At 52.2% G+C, this 24,208-nt stretch carries 25 protein-coding genes and 1 riboswitch; of the genes, 1 reads left to right on the top strand and 24 read right to left on the bottom strand.

What is annotated here, in order from left to right; all coding sequences use genetic code 11:
- Positions 1-27 precede the first annotated feature (27 nt).
- The 14 genes from BMX58_RS02690 to sufC all read right to left on the bottom strand — a co-directional run bounded on the left by BMX58_RS02690 (position 28) and on the right by sufC (position 13,506).
- On the bottom strand, positions 28-471 hold the full coding sequence (locus BMX58_RS02690; RefSeq protein ID WP_068622155.1) for an Lrp/AsnC family transcriptional regulator: 444 nt from the start codon (positions 469-471) through the stop codon (positions 28-30).
- An 88-nt stretch (positions 472-559) separates the two neighbouring features.
- Positions 560-1,753 (bottom strand): MFS transporter, encoded by a 1,194-nt coding sequence (locus BMX58_RS02695; RefSeq protein WP_068622157.1) that lies wholly within the window; start codon positions 1,751-1,753, stop codon positions 560-562.
- 12 nt (positions 1,754-1,765) lie between these two features.
- The gene (locus BMX58_RS02700; RefSeq protein ID WP_068622159.1) at positions 1,766-2,518 is read right to left on the bottom strand and encodes an amino acid ABC transporter ATP-binding protein; all 753 of its coding nucleotides are present in this window, start codon (positions 2,516-2,518) and stop codon (positions 1,766-1,768) included.
- Between the two features lie 28 nt (positions 2,519-2,546).
- On the bottom strand, positions 2,547-3,518 hold the full coding sequence (locus BMX58_RS02705; RefSeq protein WP_068622161.1) for an NAD(P)-dependent oxidoreductase: 972 nt from the start codon (positions 3,516-3,518) through the stop codon (positions 2,547-2,549).
- A gap of 11 nt (positions 3,519-3,529) precedes the next feature.
- The gene (locus BMX58_RS02710) at positions 3,530-4,750 is read right to left on the bottom strand and encodes an aminotransferase-like domain-containing protein (protein ID WP_068622163.1); all 1,221 of its coding nucleotides are present in this window, start codon (positions 4,748-4,750) and stop codon (positions 3,530-3,532) included.
- A 29-nt stretch (positions 4,751-4,779) separates the two neighbouring features.
- Positions 4,780-5,526, bottom strand: coding sequence for an amino acid ABC transporter ATP-binding protein (locus BMX58_RS02715; protein WP_068622164.1), 747 nt, complete (start codon positions 5,524-5,526; stop codon positions 4,780-4,782).
- Positions 5,523-6,233 (bottom strand): amino acid ABC transporter permease, encoded by a 711-nt coding sequence (locus BMX58_RS02720; protein WP_068622166.1) that lies wholly within the window; start codon positions 6,231-6,233, stop codon positions 5,523-5,525. The genes BMX58_RS02715 and BMX58_RS02720 overlap by 4 nt, the downstream gene beginning before the upstream one ends.
- 15 nt (positions 6,234-6,248) lie before the next feature.
- Positions 6,249-7,067: a transporter substrate-binding domain-containing protein gene (locus BMX58_RS02725; protein WP_068622167.1), complete on the bottom strand. Its 819-nt coding sequence runs from the start codon at positions 7,065-7,067 to the stop codon at positions 6,249-6,251.
- A gap of 14 nt (positions 7,068-7,081) precedes the next feature.
- Positions 7,082-7,852, bottom strand: coding sequence for an amino acid ABC transporter permease (locus BMX58_RS02730; protein WP_068622169.1), 771 nt, complete (start codon positions 7,850-7,852; stop codon positions 7,082-7,084).
- A gap of 481 nt (positions 7,853-8,333) precedes the next feature.
- On the bottom strand, positions 8,334-9,728 hold the full coding sequence (sufB, locus tag BMX58_RS02740; protein ID WP_068622174.1) for a Fe-S cluster assembly protein SufB: 1,395 nt from the start codon (positions 9,726-9,728) through the stop codon (positions 8,334-8,336).
- Complete coding sequence (gene sufU / locus BMX58_RS02745) at positions 9,725-10,210, bottom strand: Fe-S cluster assembly sulfur transfer protein SufU (RefSeq protein ID WP_068622176.1); 486 nt, start codon at positions 10,208-10,210, stop codon at positions 9,725-9,727. The genes sufB and sufU overlap by 4 nt, the downstream gene beginning before the upstream one ends.
- A complete protein-coding gene (locus tag BMX58_RS02750; protein ID WP_068622178.1) occupies positions 10,197-11,432 on the bottom strand; it encodes an aminotransferase class V-fold PLP-dependent enzyme in 1,236 nt (411 codons plus the stop codon). Before BMX58_RS02750 ends, sufU begins: the two co-directional genes overlap by 14 nt.
- Complete coding sequence (gene sufD / locus BMX58_RS02755; protein WP_068622180.1) at positions 11,429-12,721, bottom strand: Fe-S cluster assembly protein SufD; 1,293 nt, start codon at positions 12,719-12,721, stop codon at positions 11,429-11,431. Before sufD ends, BMX58_RS02750 begins: the two co-directional genes overlap by 4 nt.
- 11 nt (positions 12,722-12,732) lie before the next feature.
- Positions 12,733-13,506 carry a Fe-S cluster assembly ATPase SufC gene (gene sufC / locus BMX58_RS02760; protein ID WP_068622182.1) on the bottom strand — a complete coding sequence of 258 codons (774 nt, stop codon included), beginning with the start codon at positions 13,504-13,506 and terminating at the stop codon, positions 12,733-12,735.
- 256 nt (positions 13,507-13,762) lie between these two features.
- On the opposite strand from sufC, the gene BMX58_RS02765 reads away from it, so the two are divergent.
- Entirely contained in the window at positions 13,763-14,488 is a 726-nt protein-coding gene (locus BMX58_RS02765; RefSeq protein WP_068622184.1) for a gamma-glutamyl-gamma-aminobutyrate hydrolase family protein, read from the top strand.
- Between the two features lie 92 nt (positions 14,489-14,580).
- On the opposite strand, the gene BMX58_RS02770 is transcribed toward BMX58_RS02765, so the two are convergent.
- The 10 genes from BMX58_RS02770 to dapD all read right to left on the bottom strand — a co-directional run bounded on the left by BMX58_RS02770 (position 14,581) and on the right by dapD (position 23,720).
- Complete coding sequence (locus BMX58_RS02770; protein ID WP_068622186.1) at positions 14,581-14,940, bottom strand: glycine cleavage system H family protein; 360 nt, start codon at positions 14,938-14,940, stop codon at positions 14,581-14,583.
- Positions 14,941-14,958: 18 nt separating this feature from the next.
- Positions 14,959-15,312 (bottom strand): arsenate reductase family protein, encoded by a 354-nt coding sequence (locus tag BMX58_RS02775; protein ID WP_068622188.1) that lies wholly within the window; start codon positions 15,310-15,312, stop codon positions 14,959-14,961.
- 18 nt (positions 15,313-15,330) lie between these two features.
- Positions 15,331-16,527 carry an FtsW/RodA/SpoVE family cell cycle protein gene (locus BMX58_RS02780; protein WP_068622190.1) on the bottom strand — a complete coding sequence of 399 codons (1,197 nt, stop codon included), beginning with the start codon at positions 16,525-16,527 and terminating at the stop codon, positions 15,331-15,333.
- 97 nt (positions 16,528-16,624) lie between these two features.
- The gene (locus BMX58_RS02785) at positions 16,625-17,647 is read right to left on the bottom strand and encodes a YihY/virulence factor BrkB family protein (RefSeq protein ID WP_068622192.1); all 1,023 of its coding nucleotides are present in this window, start codon (positions 17,645-17,647) and stop codon (positions 16,625-16,627) included.
- A 319-nt stretch (positions 17,648-17,966) separates the two neighbouring features.
- A complete protein-coding gene (locus BMX58_RS02790) occupies positions 17,967-19,007 on the bottom strand; it encodes a branched-chain amino acid aminotransferase (protein WP_068622234.1) in 1,041 nt (346 codons plus the stop codon).
- Positions 19,008-19,363: 356 nt separating this feature from the next.
- Positions 19,364-20,311, bottom strand: a complete 948-nt coding sequence (locus BMX58_RS02795; protein ID WP_068622194.1) for an aldo/keto reductase — start codon at positions 20,309-20,311, stop codon at positions 19,364-19,366.
- 41 nt (positions 20,312-20,352) lie between these two features.
- The gene (locus BMX58_RS02800) at positions 20,353-20,883 is read right to left on the bottom strand and encodes a DUF2179 domain-containing protein (protein WP_068622197.1); all 531 of its coding nucleotides are present in this window, start codon (positions 20,881-20,883) and stop codon (positions 20,353-20,355) included.
- 33 nt (positions 20,884-20,916) lie between these two features.
- Entirely contained in the window at positions 20,917-21,420 is a 504-nt protein-coding gene (locus BMX58_RS02805) for a hypothetical protein (protein ID WP_068622198.1), read from the bottom strand.
- Between the two features lie 412 nt (positions 21,421-21,832).
- Positions 21,833-22,975, bottom strand: coding sequence for a M20 metallopeptidase family protein (locus BMX58_RS02810; protein ID WP_068622235.1), 1,143 nt, complete (start codon positions 22,973-22,975; stop codon positions 21,833-21,835).
- A gap of 31 nt (positions 22,976-23,006) precedes the next feature.
- Entirely contained in the window at positions 23,007-23,720 is a 714-nt protein-coding gene (gene dapD / locus BMX58_RS02815; protein WP_068622200.1) for a 2,3,4,5-tetrahydropyridine-2,6-dicarboxylate N-acetyltransferase, read from the bottom strand.
- 158 nt (positions 23,721-23,878) lie between these two features.
- Positions 23,879-24,024, bottom strand: a riboswitch (Lysine riboswitch).
- Positions 24,025-24,208: the final 184 nt, after the last annotated feature.

A 24,208-nucleotide genomic window follows, 5' to 3' on the forward strand; every position in this document is an offset into this window, starting at 1 on the left:
GCCGGAAATAATTCTCGGCGTCTTTGCTTATTCGTTTATTTGGATTTGCAGGCCGCGGGGACCGACATTTGTTGAGAAGACAATATGCGTTTTGGTATCGCCAAAGCGTTGCAGGTCCGTTATGAATTCATCCAACTCGATTGTGTTTGTAAAGTATACCTTCAATAGCATCGAGTAATCCCCGGTGATGCAGTCGCATTCTACGACATTGGGGATTTCTTCGATGTATCGGTAAAAATCCTGTTTATCCTTTGCGTTGACCGCGCAATTCACATAGGCTTTGATCAAAAAGCCCAATTTCTGATGGTCAAGAACAGCTTGATACGTACGGATGTACCCCATACCTTCCAAATTTTGCAAACGCACGGATACGGAAGGAGACGAAATAAAACACTCTTCGGCAATTTGTTTGACAGTAATCCGGCTGTTTTTTTGCATAATATTTAAAATTTTCCGATCTAAAACATCCATAATGGCCCCTCCATTCTCTCATCATATTCTTAATTTTAGTAAGAAAGGATAAGAGTTGCAAGGTTGGGCTCACAAGATGTGTCAGGCTTTATGACATTTGCTTTTTCCTCCTAGCAAACAGAAGGTAAGCAAACAGCGCCGCCAGTCCGAATCCTCCACAAAAGAGATACATGACTTGAAAACCAAACAAGCTGGCGATCACGCCCCAAAGCATCGCCCCGCCGCCGTACGCTACATCCAGAGCAGCCGAGAAAATCGCTATCGCGCGTCCGCGTTCCTGATCGGAAATGCTTTGCAAAACAATCGTATTCATGACCGGCAGCAGACTTGCAAACCCGATTCCATATAGGACAGCCGCCAAAAGAAGATGGACAAGATCATCGGCATAAGCAAGCAGGCCAAACGCTGCACTGATACTCAGAATGCTCCCGCAAATCAAAAACGTTTGATTGATCAGATTCAGCATTTGCGGGAAGAGAAACCGGATCAGAACCGTGACGACTGTCATCACAGTAAAATAATAGCCAGCCCCGTCTATATTCTTTTCGATCGCGAACTGCGCGATAAATGCGATGACTCCGGAATTCGCGAAGCAAATCAGAAACATGATCAGACTTGGAAACATTACGCCCCGATTCTTTATGAGGGACAACGCTTCAGCCACTCCGCCCTTCGGCTTTGCTTTTTCTCCGAAAAAAAGCGTTCGTGGCGATTCCGTACTTATAAAAAAGCTCAAAACAAAAGCCAAACTTGTCAATAAAAACGCCACCCGGAATAAGGCCTCGAATCCGTATGCTTCTACAACGGCCAACCCCAACAAAGGTCCGATTGCGCCAGGGACGGCTTGGGCGATGCTGAAGTAGCCCAAACCGACAGATAGCTGTTCCTTGGGGATCAAATCTGCCGCCATGGTCGCGGCGCTAGTCGCTTGGATGCTGTTGCCGATTCCTTGGATCAAACGTAATGCAAACAGCATAACCAACGTCTGCAGTACATTCAGCAAAGCGAAATCAAGGAACAGGATTCCCAGACCGATCGTGAGCAGCAGTCTGCGACCGTACCGGTCCAATAAGATTCCGATCGGCAAGCGGAAAAACAAAGCCGCAATGCCTAAAATCCCTACGATGCTCCCAGCCACCGCTTTCGAACCACCAAGAGCAGTCACATATAGGGGCAACGTTCCCATTTGGGTTGTGATTGCCGTCATCGCCAAAAAGGTGATGCTGTTCACCAGGAGAAAATCCTTTGTCCAAAGCTTGCTTTTCACTTCCGTATATTCCACGTGTCATCCCTCTCAGACTGCTGTATTGAAACGGACTTGCATCAAAAATTGTTTTGTCCGCTCTTGTTTCGGATCCTCAAACACTTCTGCAGGTGTCCCTGCTTCAACGACTACCCCGTCCGCCATGAAAACTACTTTATCCGCCACTTCTTGCGCAAACTGCATCTCATGGGTAACAATGATCATCGTTTGCCCCGTGTCGGCCAATTGCCTCATCACATTCAACACATCCCCGACAAGTTCCGGATCAAGCGCGGATGTGGGTTCATCGAATAACAACAATTCCGGAGATAACGCCATCGCTCGGGCAATGCCGACCCGTTGCTGCTGCCCTCCTGAAAGTTGGATCGGATACATCCCTGCTTTGTCTGCCATGCCGACTTTTTCCAGGACGGAAGTGGCGATTGTTTCCGCCAGCTTTTTGGGGACTTTCCGAGGTGTAACCAAGCCTTCCATCACATTCTGCAGGACCGTCATATGGCTGAACAATTCATAGGATTGAAAAACCATCGCTGTTTTTCTGGCAATTTCCCGGCTCTGATGGGTTCCGATACGGCTGAGGTCATAGCGAAGGTCGCCGAGTTCATACATGCCCGCATCCGGTTGTTCCAAGAGATTCAAGCAACGCAAGAAGGTGGTTTTGCCGGAGCCGCTTGGACCGATAATGCAGACAACTTCGCCTTTATGGATGGTCAGCCCTACATTTTTCAATATTTCGTTCTTACCGAAACTTTTTTTCAGTCCACTGATTTGTGCCTGGATCATCGTCATCTCCTCCTTCTTTTTTGGATTCTCAAAGTGAAATCGTATTGCGGCAACTACCTGCGATTATGATGTCCCGCGCATTGGTCAACGAAGTCTCCACAATCTCCTGCACGGCCAATTCTGTATGGTAGGCAATATGTGGGGTGATCATGACATTAGGTAGAGCCGTCAAGCGCGAATAATACGGGTTCTTTTCCCAACCGACGGAGAAATATTTTTCCTCATCCTCCAATGCATCCAATGCTGCACCAGCCAATTTCCCGGTTGCTAACGCTTCGATCAGCGCTTCGGTATCAACAATTTTTCCGCGCGCCGTATTCACAAGACAGCTGCCGGGCTTCATTTTTGTAAAATTTTCCTTAGAAAAAAGATGTGTGGACTTTTCGGATAAGGGGATGTGGATGGACAGAACATCCGATTCCTTCAGTAGTTCTTCAAAAGGAACATAGCTGACTTTCCCTTTCAGGCGCGGATTTTCTTTTGAACTGGTGGCGATCACGCGCCCGCCTAAAGCATGGATCCCTTCGGCAACGACAGAACCGATCCGGCCGGTTCCCAGTATTCCGACCGTCACATCCTGCAATTCCCTGCCGATCGCTGCTTTGCGTGATGATTTTGTCTGCAGCACTGCCGGAACATTCCGCAGCACCATCAATATCGACATGATCGCAAAATGGCCGACAGATGTGGGACTGTAGGAAGGCACGTTCGTCACGGTCAAGCCGTATTTCTGGGCCCATTCGAAGTTGATGCCATCCACACCGGTCGATTTGACCGACAATTGGTGGATCCCTTGTTCCCGCAATTTGCGGTAGAGCAGCTCGCTTTGGCGCATTTCCGGGCTCGGATACAGGCAGACGCCATCATGCGGGCCGGCGAAATGGACATTCTCGCTGGATATGCCTTCGTTGATGATGGTCACGGGTATCTTGTTGCTGAAACTCCAGCGTTTGATGAACTTTTCTTCATCTGCGCTGACGCCATAATAAATCAATCTCATACTTTCCCTCCTCAGATCACTTGTTTGCAGGATGCGGGTGTCGCTTGTTCCAACGCTTCACCGATTACTTTCACACCGTCCACGATTTCCGAAAGTGTCGGTTTTGTGAAGTTCAAACGGAAAGAACGTTCATAACCTTCCTGCGCCACGCTCATCACATTGCCGGGGATGACGGCAACCTTGGCTTCGTCCAATGCCGTATAGAATGTTTCAGGATCCAGATCATCGGCCATCTTGCAGCAGATAAAGTAGCCGCCGGTCGGTTTAATGAACTGAATTTTGTCTTCAGGCAACGCTTCAAGCCCCGCAATCATCGCTTCAAACTTTTCTTTGTAATACAGCTTCAAGGCCGAGACATGTTCTTCAAACTGGTGATTCTGCATGAATTCCGCCAGCATCACTTGCCAATAGAAATTGGTGTGGGAGTCGGATACTTGCTTGGCTAAAGCCAATTTTTCCATAATTTCATCCGGCGCCATAATGAAACCTAACCGCGCGCTGGGTGCCAAAATTTTGGAAAACGAACCCGCATACATGACGCGCCCGTCCGTGTCCATCTCCTTCAGCTTCATGATCGGTTCGCCATAGTACAGCAGGTCGCCATAAGGGTCATCCTCGAAAATCAGCACATCATATTTTTGGGCCAAGCTGTAGATGGCTTGGCGTTTTTCCAGCGGGATCGATGTCCCCAACGGATTTTGGAATGTCGGAATCAGGTAAATGAACTTGATGCGTTGCTCGAAACGCAGCAGTTCTTCCAGCGCTTCCAGATCGACGGATTCTTCCGTAACGTTCATCGGAATCGGTATGGGAATGGCGCCATACCCTTTGATCGCATTCACCGCCCCCGAAAAGGTCTGTTCCTCGCAGAGCACGATGTCTCCTTCATCGCACAGGACTTTCACGGCAATATCCATTGCTTGGGTGGAACCCGATGTAATCAGCACCTGTTCCTCATTGTGAAGATTGGCGGTTTTCGCCAAGCGTTCTTTGACCAGCTTACGCAGCAAGGGATAACCTTCGGAAGCGCCATATTGCAAAAACGTTTCCGGATCGACTTCTGTGTATAATTTTTGCGAAATTTTTTGGAGTGTCTCCATCGGGAAAGCTTCAACCGGCGGAAAGCCGTAAGCAAATGAGATCACATCTTTGAGTTCCATGTTTTTGCTTGCATTTTCCCGCAAGGGGGATGTTTTCAATTCCTTGATACGGTTTGCGAAACGATATGCCATCTGATCTCCTCCTCTTCCATTCTTTCTGTCTATCTTGCCATTTGGGTCATGAATCGGGCCAAAAAGGCTTTGGTGCGCTCCTCTTTGGTCTGCTCGAACACTTCTTTCGGGCTCCCTTGTTCAACGACCTGGCCATTTTCCATGAAGACTATTTTGTCCGACACTTCATAAGCGAATTTCATCTCATGCGTCACCATCACCATCGTCGCGCCCGTTTCGGCGATGTCGCGCAGGAGCGTCAGCGTCTGTCCCACCAGTTCCGGATCCAAGGCGGAAGTCGGTTCATCGAACAGGATCACTTTCGGATCCAAGGCCAAGGCCCTTGCGATGCCGACCCGTTGCTGCTGGCCGCCGGATAATTGGCTCGGATAAAAATCTTTGCGTTCGGACAAGCCCACTTGCTCAAGCAGCGTATCCGCCAATACGTAAGCCTCTTCTTTCGTCTTCTTTTTCGTCAGAACAAGCGGCATCACGATGTTTTCGCGCGCCGTCTTGTTTTGGAACAACGCATAATTCTGGAAGACCATCGCGGTTTGGCGTTGGTGCGCCAAAATTTCTTTCGGATTGGCTTTGTTGACGACCGTTTCGGTTTCCCCCAACAGGATGCTGCCTTCATCCGCCTTTTCCAAAAAATTCAGGCAGCGGAGAAAGGTCGTTTTGCCGGAACCGCTTGGCCCCAGAAGGGTGACGACTTCCCCTTTGGCGACATCCATATCGATGCCTTTGAGTACTTCCTGCTTGCCGAAGCGCTTGTGGATATTGCGTACTTCCATCATAAAATCGCCCTCCTCAATTTGCGGGTCATGCGTTCCTCCAGAAGTTGCGCAGTTTTTTCGATCACCAGGCTGATCCCCCAATAGATGACAGCAACCGCCACATAGGCTTCCAGGAAGCGATAGTTTTGCTGGGCGGTGATCTTCGCAGCCGCAAAAACATCGACGACACTGACCATCGAGGCCAAGGAAGAAGCCTTCACCAAGGTGATCAACAAATTACTGAACATCGGCAATGAAATCGGAATCGCTTGCGGCAACAGCATCCGGCGAATCGTTTGCAGATTGGTCATGCCCATCGATTTGGCCGCGTCGAACTGCCCCGGTTTGATGGCCGCGAATGCCCCGCGGAACACTTCGCTGCTGTTGATTGTGGCGAACAGGCTCAAGGCGGCGACGGCGATCCAGACCATGTTGAAATCCCGGAACCGCAGCGACCAATTCATCGATTCCGCCCAAACATCGAACTGCTTGGACGAAACCAGATACAAAGCGAGAATGATCAATACCATCGGAATGCCTTTCAACAGCGTGACTGCCACCTGGAAAAATTGGGTCAATCCTTTGATGCGGTAAAGCCTGATCAGCGCAATGGCCAATCCCAAAACAACGCCGATGACCAAAGCTGTGATTGCCATGAATAATGTTGTGCCGATGTATTGGCTCGCTACTTTCAATGATTCGATCATCACCTCAAATTTGAAACTCATGGCTCTCATCCTTTCTTATTCCGGCACGTAATCACCATCTAGATATTCTTCGGAAAGTTCTTTTATCGTTCCGTCCGCTTTCAGTTCCTCCAAAGCTGTATTCACGGCATCGATGAAGGCTTGATCGGTTTCTTTGTTGAACAACAGGTAGGCATCCGAATTATGGACCGGTTCGCTGCCGACTTCCAGGTTTTCGCTGAACGATTTGTTCCAGTTGTCCACTTGATATTTCGGAGCCAAAGAGGCATCCACCGCTCCGGACGTGATCGCCTGGACGATTTGTTCGTTGTTGTATTCCCCATAAACCAATTCGAAAGCCCCCGGATTTTCTGCTAAGTACGTTTCAGCCATTGCTGCCTGGTTCGTTGCGGTCGTTGCGTAGACTTTTTTGCCGGCCAGATCGTCGAAAGTGTTATAAACCGTTCCTGCGTCCGGGTCCGAAACGATGTACGTATCCCATACCACGTAGCCGACATCGCCGTAGACAAATTTTTCCTGGCGCTCTTCATTCACTTCATATTCGAAGGCTGACATCTGCACCTTGCCGCTTTCCAGGTTGGACAATGTCGTCGGGAAGTCGGCTCCTTCAAAAGTGAACGTATAGTCCGTCAATTTTTCATCAATGGCTCTCACTACCGCGACATCATAGCCATCGTATTCGCCATTTTCATCTAGATACGCATATGGCAAGGCTTCGTTCCCTGTGCCGACTTTGATCTCTGTCGCTCCGCTGTCCGCGTCACTTGCAGTATCAGCCGAACCGCTGCTGCACCCAGCCAAGATAACACCTGCTGCCAATAAACTTGCTCCGAATCCGAATGTTGATTTTTTCATAAATGAATCCTCCTTCAATTTATCTCGATTTTTTGGACTTTTTGGATTTTCTGACTCTTTCTGATGATTGCCAGTCTTGGCAGTCGGAACGGCGTTGTTTTCGCTTGCGTGAAGCTCATCCGTTTTTCCAACAGGGCGAAGACTCTTTCAAGAATGACGCTCAAGGTAATAAACAGAACCGCTGCCCCTACATAGCCCTCCAACGTATGGAAGGTGACGGCACCGATGGCCCGCGCTTTCCCGACCACATCCACGATCCCGATCGTGAAAGCCAGGGATGTGTCCTGCAGCAAAGCGACGGTGGTGGTTCCGAATGACGGCAATGCCACGCGGACCACTTGCGGAAGAATTACACGTAAGTACATTTGCGAATTGGTCAGCCCGCAAGCGATACTCGCTTCTTTCTGCGTGACCGGGACACTCAGGATCGCGGCGCGGATGGTCTCCGATTGGAAAGCCGCAGTGTTCAATCCGTAGGTGATGTAGATGAAAATGATCTTGTCCCAGGATGACACATCGATCTGGATCGCCTGCAACAAACTCGGCACACCGTAATAAACGACATACAGCTGTACAAGGATCGGTGTCCCGCGGATGAATGAAACAAAGACGGCGGCCAGCTGACTGAAAATCGGTATTTTTTCCACCCGCATGAACGCGATCAGGCTTCCGAGCACCAGACCCACCAGCGTCGCGATCGCCACAATCATCAACGTCACGGGCAACGCACTGAGAATTTTGGGAAAGTATTCCCAGACGAGATCCCAACTAAAGAAACTTGACATTGTATTTCCTCCTCTCCTATTTATTTATGTAATCCAGATCGTTTTGAACTTTCTGAATTTCCAATAGAATACCTTACCGTCCCGCCCTTCCACAATATGCCGGGGCTTTTCTATAATTTAATTCGTAAATATCGTGCTTTTGATTATGAAAATAAAAAATGAAGCGCAACCATGGTTGTTTTATTTTGTGGGGGAAATCTGGTTTGGGCTCGGAGGAACAGTTTTGGAGGGTTTGAGGAGGCCCTCCTCCGGTGAAGCAGGTCTCGCCGGAGATCCGCTCCAGCTTTTGCCGATTTCCTCCGGTTGGACGGGCTTCATCGGAGATGAAGATCCGTTTTTGGTGCTGAACTCCGGCAGGCCGGTCCTCGGCCGGAGTTCCGGCCCAGTTTGCTGTTATCCGGTGATCCATCAACACCGTCTGGAGAACGCAAAAAAACCGCAAACGCTAATGAATCAACGTTTGCGGTTCTGTATTAGTGTATTACCCCACTGACCCTTCCATCTCATAAGCAATCAGTCTGTTCAGTTCGACTGCATACTCCATCGGAAGCTCTTTGGTGAATGGCTCGACGAAGCCCATGACGATCATTTCTGTCGCTTGGGACTCGCTGAGGCCGCGGCTCATCAGGTAGTAGAGCTGCTCTTCAGAGATTTTGGAAACTTTGGCTTCGTGCTCCAGGGAGACGTTGCCGTTGTGGATCTCGTTGAACGGGATTGTATCGGAAGTGGAGATGTCGTCCATGATGATCGTGTCGCATTCGATATGCGAGATCGATCCTTCCGATTTCTTGCCGAACTTCACTTGTCCGCGGTAGTTCACGGCCCCGCCGTCTTTGGCGATCGATTTCGAGACGATCGAACTGGACGTGTGCGGTGCGTTGTGGATCATTTTCGCACCGGTATCCTGTTGTTGGTCTTTGCCGGCGAAAGCGACGGAAAGCATCGTTCCTTTGGCGCCGCGTCCGTTCAGGATGACGCTCGGGTATTTCATGGTCACTTTTGACCCCAAGTTGCCGTCGATCCATTCCATCGTTGCGTTTTCCTGAGCTACGGCGCGTTTCGTCACCAGGTTATAAACATTGCCTGACCAGTTTTGGATGGTCGTGTAGCGGCAGTAAGCATCCTTCTTCACGATGATCTCAACCACTGCGCAATGCAGGCTATCGGCCGAATAGGTCGGGGCTGTACAGCCTTCGACATAGTGGACGCTGGCGCCTTCGTCAACGACGATCAGTGTGCGTTCGAATTGGCCGGAGCCTTCGTTGTTGATCCGGAAGTAAGTCTGCAGCGGCACTTCGCAGACGACGCCTTTGGGCACATAGATGAACGTGCCGCCGGACCAGACGGCCGAATTCAAGGCCGCTTCGAAGTTGTCGGTCGGCGGAACAATGCTGGCGAAGTGTTCCTTGAAGATTTCCGGATATTCCTTCAGGGCCGTGTCCGTATCGGTGAAGATGATGCCCAGTTTCTCGAATTCGTCCTTCATGTTGTGGTAGACGGCTTCCGATTCGTACTGGACCGTTACGCCGGCCAGGTAAGCGCGTTCGGCTTCCGGGATCCCGATTTTTTCGAAGGTTTCCTTGATTTCGTCAGGCACATCTTCCCAGGTCCGGGCCACTTTGTCGGTTGCCTTCTGGAAATAGGTGATGTCATCGAAGTCCAAGTGGGTAAGATCCGGTCCCCAATTCGGCAACTTCGATTTTTGGTAGGCTTCCAATGATTTGAGACGGAAATCCAGCATCCATTCCGGCTCTTCCTTTGACTTGGATATTTCCCTGACGATTTCTTCCGTCAGGCCTTTTCCGGTCGAATAGATGATTTTTGCGTCGTCATGAAAGCCAAATTTATAATCGTCAACTACTGGTACTTCACTCATATGATCTCTCCTTCATGCGGGGATTCCGCTGTTGCTTCCCCATTTTCTTTTTTGTCCTGGAGGATCGCTCTTTCCAATGCCTTCCAAGCCAAAGTGGCGCATTTGATGCGGGCCGGGAATTTGGCGACGCCGTTCAGGACGATCGCTTCGCCGAGGTGCTGCTCATTCGGCTCGATTTTGTCCTGGACGAGCAGGAAAAATTCCTCCGCCAAGGCCAAAGCCTCTGCTTTCGTCTTGCCGATGACCACGTCCGTCATCATGCTGGCGCTGGCTGTGCTGATGCTGCAGCCGTGGCCGGAGAATTTTGCGGCCGTGATTGTGTCGCCTTCCATCGCCAATTGCAGCGTGATGACGTCGCCGCAGGTCGGGTTATTCAGCTCGATCTGTTCGTCGGCGTTTTCCAGGGTGCCGTAGTTGTGCGGATGGCTGGAGTGGTCAAGAATGACATGGCGGTACAGGTTTTCTAGTTTAGATAAAGCCATCTTTGAAAAACTCCTTTATGGTGTGCAAGGAGGCGATGAATTGATCGGCCTCTTCGAATGTGTTGTAGAAATAGAAACTCGCCCGGGCTGTCGAAGATACGTCCAAGTAACGCATCAGCGGCTGGGCGCAGTGGTGGCCGGCGCGGACGGCGATGCCTTCCATGTCGAAAGCGGTGGCCAAGTCATGCGGATGGATCCCTTCCAGATTGAAGGTGATGACACCCGTGTGCTTTTCCGGATCGGCCGGCCCATAGACGGTGATGCCTTCCACAGCCTGCAGTTTCGGCAGCACATAGCGCACCAGTTCCTTCTCGTAGGCTTCGATTTCGTCCATGCCGATCGCTTCCAGATAGTCGACGGCAGCGCCGAGGCCGATTCCGCCGGCGATGTTCGGCGTCCCGGCTTCGAATTTCCAAGGCAGGACGCTCCAGGTGCTTTCCTGATCGTAGACGAAATCGATCATTTCGCCGCCGAATTCGACAGGTTCCATTTTTTCGAGCAAGGCTTCCTTGCCGTAGAGCACGCCGGAACCGGTAGGCCCCAGCATTTTGTGCCCGCTGAAGGCATAGAAGTCGGCATCCAATGCCTGCACATCGACTTTCATGTGCGGCGTCGATTGCGCGCCGTCGACGACGATGTAGCCGTTGTGCTCGTGGATCAATGCAGCCAGTGCCTTGATCGGATTGGTGATCCCCAGGACGTTCGAGGAATGGCAGACCGACAGGATTTTGCCTTTTGCGGTGATCACTTCGGCCGACTTCTCGACATCGACGAAGCCGTCTTCGGTCAGCGGCAAGTAGACCAATTTGGCTTTTTTGCGTTTCGCCAATTGTTGCCAAGGGACCACGTTGGAGTGGTGCTCCATCGGCGTGATGTAGATTTCGTCGCCCTCTTCGACGATCAGATCGCCGAAGCCGACAGCGACCCAGTTCAGGCCGGTCGTCGTGCCGCGGGTGAAAAGGACTTCCTTCACCGAAGCGGCGTTGATGAAGCGGCGCAGTTTTTCGCGGGCGGCTTCATAGGCCGAAGTCGCGCGTTCCGCCAACGTGTGCACGCCGCGGTGGATATTGGCGTTGTCATGCTCATAGTAATGCTGGATGGCCTCCAGCACCTGTTTCGGCTTTTGTGAAGTGGCCGCGTTGTCCAGATAGATCAGCGGCTCGTCGTTCACGGTCTGGAAAAGGATCGGGAAGTCCTGTTTGATTTTATTTGCATCGATCAAAGTTTCATCAGCTTCCTTTCGATCATCTCAACAAGGCCTTCACGGATTTCTTTGACCGGGATGGCCGCGATGACCGTACCCAGGAATCCGCGGATGACCAGACGCTCGGCTTCTGCCTTCGGGATGCCGCGCGACAGCAGATAGAACATCTCTTCCGGGTCGACGCGTCCGACGCTGGCGGCATGGCCTGCAGTGACGTCGTTCTCGTCGATCAACAGGATCGGGTTAGCATCCCCCCTGGCGTTGTCGGACAGCATCAGGACGCGGCTTTCTTGTTGCGCGTCAGCGCCCTTCGCGCCTTTGATGATGTGGCCGATGCCGTTGAAGGTCAATGTCGAACGGTCCATGATGACCCCGTGCTGCAGGATGTGGCCGATCGAGTGCTTTCCGTAGTTCGTGACGCGGGTATCGATGCCTTGCACTTGTCTGCCGGTTGAAACTGCCACGACTTTGATTTCGCTGTGGGAGCCGTCGCCGATCAGATCGGAATCGAAATCGGAGATGACGTTGCCGTCATTCATGACGCCGATCGCCCAGTCGATGGAGGAATCCTTCAACAGGTGGCCGCGGCGGTTGATGTAGACCGATGTGTTTTCGCCCAAGGTATCGACTGCAGAGAATTTGACTTGCGCGCCGGTTTTGGTGATGACTTCGACGATGATGTTGGCGCTGTTCTTTTCATTGCCGTCGGTCTCGTAGCGCTCCACATATTTCACCGAGCTGTTCACGTCAGCGACCAGCAGCACGTGCTTGACGAAGCTCTCCTTCACGTGGGCATTCTGGATGAACAGAGCCTCCAAAGGTTCTTCGATGACGACGTTCTTCGGCACATACAGGAAGACGCCGCTGTTCATGAAGGCCGTGTGGAAAGCGGTGAAACGGTCCTCTTCCGGCTTCACGGCTGTCGTCATGTAGTATTCCTGGACCAGTTCAGGATAATCCTGAGCGGCCGTATGCAGATCGGTAAAGATGACGCCCTGATCGATCAGATGCTGCGGCAACTGTTCCATCAGCGTCACGTTTCCGTATTGCACGATTTTCGGGGTGTCGCCCAAGTCGTATTGGAGACCTTGGCTGTTCACCAATTCCTCGCCGTATGCACCGGCGGAAATGGTCGTATCGAAAAGCGGCCAACGGTGGTAGCTGATGCGTTCCATCAAAGGCAAAGACTGCTCTTCGTATTTTTCAAGCCATTCCAAACGTTTGGTGCGCATCCATTCCGGTTCTTCCTTTTCGATGGAAAACAGGCGAACCGCATCCAACAAGGACGTTTTTTCTTCGTTCAGCATGTGACGTCCTCCTATTCTTCATCCAACTGGATATCTAGTCCTAATTCGTCGCGGATGCCGCGGTAGCCTTCCGCTTCCAGACGTTTTGCCAGGCTGGCGTCGCCGGATTTGACGATGCGGCCGTCCATCATGACATGCACGAATGTAGGGTGTACATAATTCAGGAGACGTTGGTAATGGGTGATGATCAGGACGCCGAAGTCGGGTCCGGACATCAGGTTCACGCCTTTGGAAACGACTTTCAGAGCATCGATATCGAGGCCGGAGTCGATTTCGTCAAGGATGGCGAATTTCGGTTCGATCATCATCAGCTGCAGGATTTCGTTGCGTTTCTTTTCCCCGCCCGAGAAGCCTTCGTTCAGGTAGCGCTCGGCCATTTCTTCCGGCATGTTCAGGATTTCCATTTTTTCGTCCAGTTTCTTGATGAAGTTCATGACCGAAATTTTGTCGTCTTCCGCGCGGCGGGCATTGATGGCTGCGCGCATGAATTCGGCGTTCGTGATGCCGGTGATTTCGCTCGGGTATTGCATCGCCAGGAACAGGCCGGCGCGGGCGCGTTCATCGACTTCCATCTCCGTTACGTCTTCTCCGTCCAGCAGGATCTGGCCTTGCGTGATCGTGTAGCTCGGGTGGCCCATGATCGCTTGTGAAAGAGTCGATTTACCCGTACCGTTCGGCCCCATGATGGCGTGGATTTCGCCGGTGTTCATCACCAGATTGACACCCTTCAAAATTTGTTTATCCTCGATGGAGACATGCAGATCTATTATTTCTAATGTAGACATAAACTTACTCCTCACAATCTATGTATTTTAATCGAAACTTCATTATTGACACTACGACTATTTTAAACCAATTGAAAATGTTTCGCAATGGAATCCTTATGAAAACCCAATCAATCAACGATATTCTTTTTTTAATTATAATCATTATAATCTATTAATCGGTTTTGTCCAATCAGAAGAACGATTCTTTCCCATATTCCCGATTGTGGTGTAAAATGGTAAAAATCAGTCCCCAGAGAAAGGAAGACAAACCTATATGAGACCATTGATCGGCATCACCGGCAACCAATTACTGGAAGCAGCTCCTGCTTTCTCAGGGATCTCCGTCGCCTACACACCCATCGGATTCGTGAAAGGGATCCAGGCCGCTGGAGGCAATCCTTTGGTCATCCCGATCGGCGCCCCCGAAACAGCGGCGGACTATATCGCCAAGATCGACGGGCTATTGTTGACGGGCGGACAGGACGTTTCCCCGTACTTTTACGGCGAGGAGCCGAGCCTGCACATCGGCGCGACTTTCCCGTTGCGCGACGACTTCGAAATGGCGCTAGTGGAAGAAGCCTTGAGACAGAAAAAACCGATCCTGGCCGTCTGCCGCGGCATGCAGCTGCTGAACGTGCAGATGGGCGGCAGCCTGTACCAGGACCTTGCCCATGAATACGCGGAAATGAGCGTTCAGCACCAGCAGAAGACCGACTTCAAATATGCGACCCACTCCGTCATCGTGACGGAAGGCAGCCATCTGCACAGCCTCGTAGGCGGGAAGCTGTCGGTGAATTCCTTCCACCATCAGGCGCTGAAAGTAGTCGCTAAGGGCTTGCAGCCGGTCGGATACAGCCCGGACGGCCTTGTCGAAGCCGTCGAAGCGACGGATCCGGAACAAAGCATCCTCGCCATCCAATGGCACCCGGAGACGATGATACCGGAAGCGCGCAATATGCGCTTGTTCTTCGAAGATTTCGTGGCGCGGGCATCGCGCTAGGCGCATGTCAGGCGGCGATGCAGCCGCATAAAAGTCAAAAAGGCAAGCAGTCGGATCAAAATCCAACCGCTTGCCTTTTTGGTTTTCCGCATTTATTCAAGTCCGGACTCGTTCTGCAGCGCTGCGAAAGCCTCTTCCGATACGTCCGTCAGTTCGACGATCCAGTTCACTGTTGCATCGGTGCTGTTCAGGTTCTCGGGATTGTTCTCCAATGCTTCGTTGACGGCTGTGATCGTGCCGGCAAGCGGCGATGCCAAGTCAGTCATCGCTTTGGCGGCTTCGACGCCAATCAGGGTGTCGGTCGTTTTGATCGCTCCCGTTTCCGGCAGGTCGATGAAGCTGACTTCGCCCAGGTCATCCTGACCTTTTTCGGACAGGCCGATGATGTATTTGTCCGCTTCCTTCTTGATCCAGAAGCCGTTCTCGCTGTATTTCACGGTATTTTCAATCATGTTGTTTTTCTCCTTCGCTTATTTCCAGATAGTGGTTAATTTCTCTTCGTCGTGGCCTACCGTGATCTGGGTGCCGTCCGTGACAAACGGCCGGCGGATCAGCATGCCGTCCGATTCCAGCAAGTCTAGCGCTTCCTCAAGGTCCATGCTGTCGAGCTTGTCCTTCAGCTGCAGTTCCTTGTACAGGTTGCCGCTCGTGTTGAAGATGCGGCGCAGCGTCAGCTTGCCGGTTTCGATCGCTTGGCGGATGCTTTCCCGGTCCGGGTGCTCCTCGCGGATGTCCTTCAATTCGTAAGCGATGCCTTCTTCGTCGAACCAAGCCCGCGTCTTTTTGCAGGTCGAGCATTTGGGATGTTGGTAAATGGTGATCATGCATGTGCCTCCTAGTAATTAGATGCCGAAATGTTCGTCCTCTTCCGAGAACATATAGCTGCGGTAATGATAACGCATGGACATGACCAGCCCGATCGCCAGCATATTGCCGAGGAGCGCCGAGCCCCCCTGTGAGATGAACGGCAACGGGATACCGGTGATCGGCAACAGCCCGATCGTCATGCCGATGTTCTCCAACACGTGGAACAGGATCATCATGATGACACCCGTCGCCATGTAGGCATAAAATTCATTTTTCGTATCGAAACAGATGCGGATCATCTGATAGATGAGCAGGAAATAGATGAAAATGAGAAAACAGCCACCGATGAAGCCGAAATTCTCGCCGATCGTTGAGAAAATCATATCGGACACGCGCACCGGCACGTAGACTTCGGAAACGCCGAGGCCTTTGCCGAACAACCTGCCCGACCCGATCGCTTTCATGCTCTGCGCCAGCTGGTAGGCATCTCCGGTGCTGTCGCCGAACGGATCGAGCCAGGAGTCGATCCGGGCGAATTGGTAATTCTTGAAGCCGAAATTCAGCAGCACCTCGCGGTTGTAGACTACCAAGTAGATGAGCAGCGATCCGAGGGCCGCGATTGTCCCGAATACGGGCAACAGGATTTTCCAGGAAACGCCGGAAAGGAACGTCATGCCGATGATGATTGCCAGGAATACAAGCGTCGTTCCGAGGTCATTCTGCAGGATGACCAGCAGCAGCGGGGGTGCCGACCACATGGCGATTTTCATAATCAGATTCATGTCGGTCTTTTCGGTCCGGTCATCGATCTGCATATTATGCTCGGTGATGACCCGAGCCAGCATGATAATGATGGCAACCTTCATGACCTCCGAGGGCTGGAAGGTGACGCCACCGAAGCGGAACCAGCTCTTCGCCCCTTGCAGCGCATAAGTGTTGCGGTCATAAAAGATCAGTACCAGAAACAGCAGCAGGACGCCGGCTCCGTAGGCGAGCGGGGCGACCTTCCAGAGTTGTTCGGAATCGAAGCGCATCACGATGGCCGCGGCGACGATGCCAATGCCGTACCAGACGAGCTGCATGATGGTCGCGTCGAGTCCGCCGTTGTTCTGCAGGACAGTAGTGGAATAAATCGTCAGGACGCTGATGATGGCCAGAAGGAAGACGGACAGGATGATGCCGTAATCGATCTTCGAAACATCCGCATTCTGCGTAGTTTGTTGATTTCGCATGATTAAATCCTTTCTTTCAAAAACAATGGGGGGCGTGCTATCTATTCATTATATAGAAACTTCACCCAAAAAAAAAGGCGAGGAGGTTTAAAAAAACCTAAACCTCTTTGCCTTTTGATTGCGGGTTCAGTACCGCTTCCGCTTGCTTGTTTGACTGGATGCGCAGGTTTTTGCGGATCAAGCGCCGTTTCAGCGCCTGCTCTTTGACCGTGAGCGCCAGCGCGTTCTTCGAATAGCGGATCGCGTAACGGCTTTCCTCCTTCAGGGCAATCGGCAGCGGCCGAAAATAATGGTACAGCATCACATTGAGGAAGCCGCCCAGAATCAGCACCGTCCCCATCAGATACAGCCACAGCAGCAGGGTGATCACGACCCCGAGCGCCCCGTTTCCGATGGCCTGGCTGCCGGCGACGCCGACATAGATCGAAAACAGCTGCGAAATCAAGAGGAAGCCGGTGGTCGCGAATACCGCGCCCGGCAGCGCAAACTTGATGGACCAGCGGACATTCGGCACCACATAATAGATGACCGTCATAATGATTTCGATGATCAGGGAAGCCACAATCCAACGGACATTGTCGAAAGCGGTGATGAAGTCCAATTGGATATTCAAAAACTCTTCGAAGAAATCCCGGATGTACCTGCCGAACATGAACAGGAAAGCGACCAGCGCAATCATGCCGACCAACAGGAAAGCGATCACGAAGGAAAAGATCCGGTGAACGATGAAATTCTTGCGCATTTTCGTATTGTAGACTTGGTTCAGAACATTCTGAAAAACATTGAACGCCTTTGAAGCCGTCCAGATCGACAGCAAGAGCCCGAATGAAACCACCCCGCCATTGCCGCTGTTTAAGTATTGTTCCAGTATCGGCGTGGTTGTGCTGCTTACTTCCTCCGGCAAGGCCATCTCCACGTAGGACAGCACCTGCTCCCGCGGGAAAGGCAGCAATGGAATGATGTTCCCCAGCAACAATAGTGTCGGCAGCAGCGCCAAGAGCACATAATAGGCCATTTCCGCCGACTGCCGCCCGATTTCCAGTCGGCCCCAATGTTGCTGGAACAAGACAATGATTTGGCGCATTTTTGGATTCTTGATGTATTTTCTGAGTACGTTCATATTGGCTCCTCCCGCCAAGTTCTATAGTTTAATCATAGACAAAAGCGGCCGCAATTGCCACCGATATGCATTGAGAAAGGTACCTGGTGCCCAACTCCGGGGAAGCGGCCCTCGCCGCAGGAAAAGGTCCCGGATGGCTGTCACCTCCGGCCAATATGTGCTCGCCGGAGCTGGTCGACGGCTCCGACACTGTTCTCCGGGGAGCGCCCCGCTCCCCGGAGAACAGTGCGGTGCAGAATCTGCGGCTGCCTACCTACAAATCAAAAAACAGCCCTAGTCAGCGATTAAGCTGAAAAGGGCTGTTCCGCTCTCAATCAAATCAATCCACTTTCACGATCCATCCTTCCGGCGCTTCTTTGTCGCCGAATTGGATGCCGGTCAGTTCTTCATACAATTTGCGTGTCACCGGTCCGACTTCCGTTTCCGAATAGAAGACGTGGAACTTGTCGCCGTACTGGATGCCGCCGATCGGAGAGATGACGGCTGCGGTACCGCAGGCGCCGGCTTCGCTGAATTCATCCAGCTTGTCGATGTAGACGTCGCCTTCCTCCACTTGCATGCCCAGGTGGTGCTCAGCCAAATAAAGCAACGAGTATTTGGTGATGCTCGGCAGGATCGATGGTGATTTCGGCGTCACGAAACGGTTGTCCTTCGTGATGCCGAAGAAGTTAGCGGAGCCGACTTCTTCGATCTTCGTGTGCGTAGCCGGATCCAGATAGATGCAGTCGCTGAAATGGCGGTCGTGGGCTTCCTTGCCGGGAAGCAGGCTGCTGGCGTAGTTCCCGCCGACCTTGGCTGCACCCGTTCCGTGCGGAGCGGCACGGTCGTAATCGGACACGATGAAGTTCGTCGGCGTCAATCCGCCTTTGAAGTAAGGGCCCACCGGCATCGCGAAGATGGAGAAGATGTATTCGGTAGCCGGGCTGACGCCGATGTTGTCTCCGACCCCGATCAGATACGGGCGCAGATAAAGCGTGCTGCCGGTATTGTATGGCGGCACCCATTTTTCGTTGGCTTTCACGACGGCCTTGGCGGCTTCGACAAATTTTTCCACCGGAAACTCGGGCATCAACAGACGTCGGCAACTTTGGATCATCCGTTTGGCATTTTCGTCGGGACGGAACAGGTTGATGCTTCCGTCTTTCGTGCGGTATGCCTTCATCCCCTCGAAGCAGGCTTGGCCGTAATGCAGCACCGGAGAGCCTTCGCTGATATGGACTTTGTTGTCGGTCGTCAGTTCGCCATCGTCCCATTTTCCGTCTTTCCAATAAGAAATGAAGCGGTAATCCGTCTTGATGTAGCTGAAGCCTAGATTTTCCCAATCGATGTTCAACGCTTTTTGTTCTTCTGTCTGTGTCATTTCTGTCATCCAAACCACTCCATATCTATAATTATTTATCAGAATTAATGGTGAAAAAAAAGAATGAGCCTGTGTGATCAGGCTCATTCTTTATGAGAGCCCAGTGAAACGGAAATAGGACTCTACTTATAGTAAGTAAGAATCCTGGGCTAAATCACTTCTAGAATGACTAGGGCATCGAATGAGAAGGCTGTGTTCTTTTTGTTGTGGCGTGTGCCCATTCCGCAAGTCGCATCCATTCCCATTCTCCCCTTTCTGTTTGTTAGATTATGATGTAATTCTATGCCTGATGTTAATGAATGTCAAACCCTTTTTTCATCATTTTATAATAAAAGAGCATTTCAACAATCAGAAAATCAATTCGGTAACCGGTACGAGGCCGGAAAAGCTTGTTGGATCAGTGCGACATCTTCCGCCTCCAAACGGACTTCAGCTGCCTCGAGATTCTCAAGCACCTGTTGCCGGTTACGCGCGCCCGGAATCACCGCGTCGATAACGTCCTTGGACAGATAATAAGCCAACACGACATTCTGCAGCCCGGTCCGGTGCTTATCGGCGAGCGGCCGTATCCGCTCAACGCGCTTGAGGATGTCCAGATAGGCAGCCCCTTGGAACTGCGGGCGTTTCCGCTGTTTTTCCGGCAAGACCGTCTGTTCGGTGTACTTGCCCGCCAACAGACCGGAAGCGAACGGAAAGTACGGGATGAAGGAGATGCCCTGTTCGCGGCAATAGGGGAACAGCTTCTCTTCTGCCGACTGATTCAGCAGGTTGTATTCATCCTGGACAACATCGATGTAGCCGTTGGCGTTGCCTTCCTTCAGCTGCTCCGGGCTGAAGTTGGAGACGCCGATGGCACGGATCTTTCCTTGTTCCTTCAGTCGCTGCAGCGCGCCGACCGCTTCGGCTTTCGGTGTCGTTTCATCCGGAAAATGGATGTAATACAGATCGATATGGTCGGTCTGCAGGCGCTTCAGACTGTTCTCGACCTGCTCCGTCAGGAAAGCCGGACTGTTGTTCAGGACGATGCCCGTTTCCGTCACCTGGTGCGCGCCTTTTGTCGCGATGACCACTTTGTCCCGCAGCTTGTGCTCCTTCAGCGTCTTCCCGATGATCGCTTCGGAAGTGCCCATCCCGTACAGAAAGGCCGTATCGATGAAGTTCAGCCCTTTATCGATTGCGCTCAGCAGCACATCGCCGCCGTATTCGGTGTTCGTTTCCGGATCGGCTGCGGCAATTTTGTTCGCCCCAAGCCCGATCGGATGGATCAGCAGGTCGGTCCTGCCCAATTTCACAAGTTCAGTCATATCGTTTCCCCTTTCCTTGTCTTGTTCATTGGCTTTTGCCTTTATTTGCCGAGGTGGACGCGTTTGGACCAGAAGCCTCCGTGGATGTATTTCGGATCGTACGAAACCATGAAAGCTTTCGGATCGATCTCCAACACTTTGTTCTGCAGGTGGCGTTCAGCTTTCCGCGTCAGCAGGATTTCGAGCACAAGCCGCTCACCGTCCCTGCCGTTCGCCCGGTAGCTGGAAACGCCATAACCGAGATTGCGCAGTTGGTTGGGCATCGGGCTGTCCACATCCTGCGTCATCACGGTGATCATCGTGTAACCGAGCGCGAGCCAATCCTCGATTTTGATGCCGATACCGATGCCGGCGCCGTAGCCGAGCGCATAGGCCGCCAGATTAAGCGGATTGTCGAGACTGCTCATGACCATCGACAGGCCCAAGACATAGATGACGATCTCAACCATGCTCAATAGCGGGGCCAAAACGCGGTAACCTTTCATCGTCAGCATGAAGCGGATTGTGCTCAAGGTGACGTAGCTCAGATTGATCGCGAATACTTTCGCCAGTAGTTCCAAATCAAAAATCATCATCACTCCTCATCAATCTCTTTTGCCAATCGTTTAGTATTGGGCAGGATGGCGGGTGTATTCTCCGGTTACAACATCCATTTCCAGCAATTCCCCGGTCGATCCGTCGTAGCGGTAAAAACCGACTGAGCTTGCTGTCTCGGGGCCGTTTTCGCGGACATTGATGGTGACTTCATTGCCTTCGACCTCTTCCACGATGAACAGGTATACATCGCTTTCGACATAACCCGTCAATTGCGTGATGGTCTGTTTGGCCTGCTCGATCAGCGTTCCTTCGGCGGTCTGGGCTGCATCGGCTGCTGCACCGGCATCCGTCGTGGAGCTGCTTGCGGCGGATTGTGCTTGCGCGCTCTCGGCCGCTTCCAGGCTGCTCGTTCTTGAAGCTGCTTGTTCGCCCGCTTTGCTGGTCGCCGATTGGACTTGTGACGAGCTTGTCGCCGCTTCAGTCGCTGTCGTGTCCGTGGCCGGGTTTTGGCACGCGACAAGAAGCAATGCAGTTGAGACTAAAAGAAATCCGGATAATTTTTTCTTGTGCATAGTTTTCCCTCTTCCATACAGTTTGTGATTCCATTGTACCTTTTTTGGCGGAAAAATGCTTTCCCAATCCATCAGCTTAATCGAACCTTTACAATTTTGTTGTGTAGGGTCCAATATTGAGGCAAAGCGTCCGATGCTGAACACACGTCCGCCGAGGAAGAACAACACGAGGTTGACCGCAACTCCGGTGAGGCTCTGTTCACCGGAGTTGAACGGTAATTCGTCGGGTTTCCTCCGGGGAAGCTTCGTCCGCCGGAGCTGACCATCCGGCAGCGGACAGGAACTTCGGCCAGGCCGCCCTTGGCCGGAGAACAGCTCGATATTTCAGTTATTTCGCCACGAATGCAAAAAGGCACCCCGCCAGGAGTGCCTTTCTGTCTCTATTGTGTTTTCGGTGACTTTAGCAGCTTGGTTACCCCTGCAGCCCTTCCTTTTCCAGGATCAGGTCGTAACATTCGATCCCTTTCAGGAGAACCTTCTCGTCGAAGTTGAAGCGGCTGCTGTGGAGCGGGTGCGTCCAGCCCAGGTCGGGGCGGCCGGATCCAAGCAGGATGAACGCGCCGCGGATGCTTTCCTGGTAGAAAGCGAAGTCCTCGGCCAACATCAGCGGTTTGACGACTTCGTAAGCACCGGCCGGCAGCGCGTCCATCAGTGTACCGATCATTTCCGCATCGTTCGTGACTTCCGGATAGAAGTCGCGGATATCCAACCTGCAGATGACGCCGCTCAGGCGCTCGATGCCGGCGCAGATATCGGCGAGGCGTTCCTTGATGGACGCATAGACCGCCTTGTCGTAGCTCCGGATTGTACCGGTCAACTCGGCTTTTCCCGCCACGATGTTGCGGGCTTCACCGGCGTGCAGCGTGCCGATGTTCACGACCGCCGGCTGCTGCGGATCGAGATCGCGGGCCAGGATGTTCTGGACCGAAAGCAGGATCTGTGCGGCGGCAACCAAGGCATCCTTGCCGAAGTGCGGCTGCCCGGCATGCGAGCTGACGCCCTCGAGCGTGATGTCGAATTCGCCGTTGCGCGCCATCAAAGGTCCTTTCGCCAAGCCGAAAATGCCTTCCGGCAGGCTCGGATAGAGGTGATAGCCGTAGATCTTTTCGACCCGCAGCTCCTGCAGGATGCCGGAATCCATGATCCACTTGGCGCCGCCCGGTCCTTCTTCAGCCGGCTGGAAAACCAGCACAACGGATTTCTCCAAAACCGGCAGGGTCTTCAGGTATTTTGCAAAACCCAACAACAAGGCCATGTGCCCGTCGTGGCCGCACGCATGCATTTTGCCCGGGTGAAGCGAAGCGAAATCCGCGCCCGTTTCCTCAGTGACCTCCAACGCGTCCATGTCCGCCCGGAAGGCGATCGCTTCCGGTTTCTTTCCCTTCAGGACAGCGACCCAGCCCGTTTCGGCTGTGCTGATCGGTTCATAACCGAACGACACCAATTTCTGGCGGACGTATTCCGAAGTCAACGGCAGATCGAAGCCGATTTCCGGAATCTGATGGAGCTCCCTTCGCATCGTCTTCACCGTTTCGTATAATTCTGCAATCTGCATGCTGTTCACCTGGTCCCTCCGCGTGTATTCTTTAATCTCTCAAATCAGCCAACAATTGGGTTTTTTCGCTTGTCTGCTCGTCCTTCATCTTCACGATTCTCGCAGGGGATCCCGCAACGACAGCGTTAGCCGGTACGTCTTCCAATACGATCGCGCCGGCTGCGACAACAGCGCCTTCGCCGATGTGCACGCCTTCGATGATGACCGCATTCGCGCCGACCAAAACACCGTCTTCGATGATGACCGGTGCTTTCGAAGGCGGCTCAAGAACGCCGGCAACCACTGCGCCTGCTCCGATATGGCAGTTTTTGCCGATCGTGCCGCGCGCGCCGACTACGGCGCCCATATCGATCATCGTGCCTTCGCCGATGACCGCACCGATGTTGATGACCGCACCCATCATGATGACCGCGCTCTTGCCGATCGTCACGTGATCACGGATGAATGAACCCGGCTCAATGCGGGCATCGATTTTTGTTGTGTCCAGCAACGGAATCGCGGAATTGCGTCTGTCGTATTCCATGACCTGGTCTTTGATTTTGTCTTTGTTCGCTTCCAAGAAAGGATAGATCACCGAAGCATCCCCGAAGACGGTGTAGCTGTCTCCGCTTCCGAAGAATTTCAAGCCTTCGTAGCTCGGATTATCGAAATTCCCTTTGATGTAAAGTTTTATGGGTGTTTGCTTTTCGGCAGCTTTGATGTAAGCCGCGATTTCGTAAGCATCTGTCAACAATAGTTCGCTCATTTTGATGTTTCCTCCCGATCATTTTCTTTTTATGACATGCCCATTATAGCATGCCGGCCTGTTTTTGCCCTATGCGGTGGGTCACCGTTTGTTCCTGAAATACAAAAAAAATAGCGGTAAGCGAGTGCTTACGGCTACGGAGACCTGCATTCGCCCAACCAAGCTAAAGCGCAATCCAGTGTCATCGGGCAACGACAAGGGAACAGCCCCACATTTGTTCAACCTGGGTCCAGCATTCGCATGCTTCGGCGACCGTCCCTTTCCCTTGCGGTACTCTTGACCAGCCGCGACCTCTTTTTGCTTGGCGATTCATTCATTTTTCTAATCGTACACTTATCCGGCGGGGCTGTCAACCGCTCCGGGTCGGAAAGTGCCGGGATGAGTGGCCTCCTATATGTGAAAATGCTCATCAAATTAGCGGCTTTCTAATTTTTGATCGCTTTGCTTCCATCTTTATATAGAAATCGGTCCGCAATCGTGTTATGTTA

It is taken from the genome of Trichococcus ilyis, from assembly GCF_900109135.1.
Classification (GTDB): Bacteria; Bacillota; Bacilli; order Lactobacillales; family Aerococcaceae; genus Trichococcus; species Trichococcus ilyis.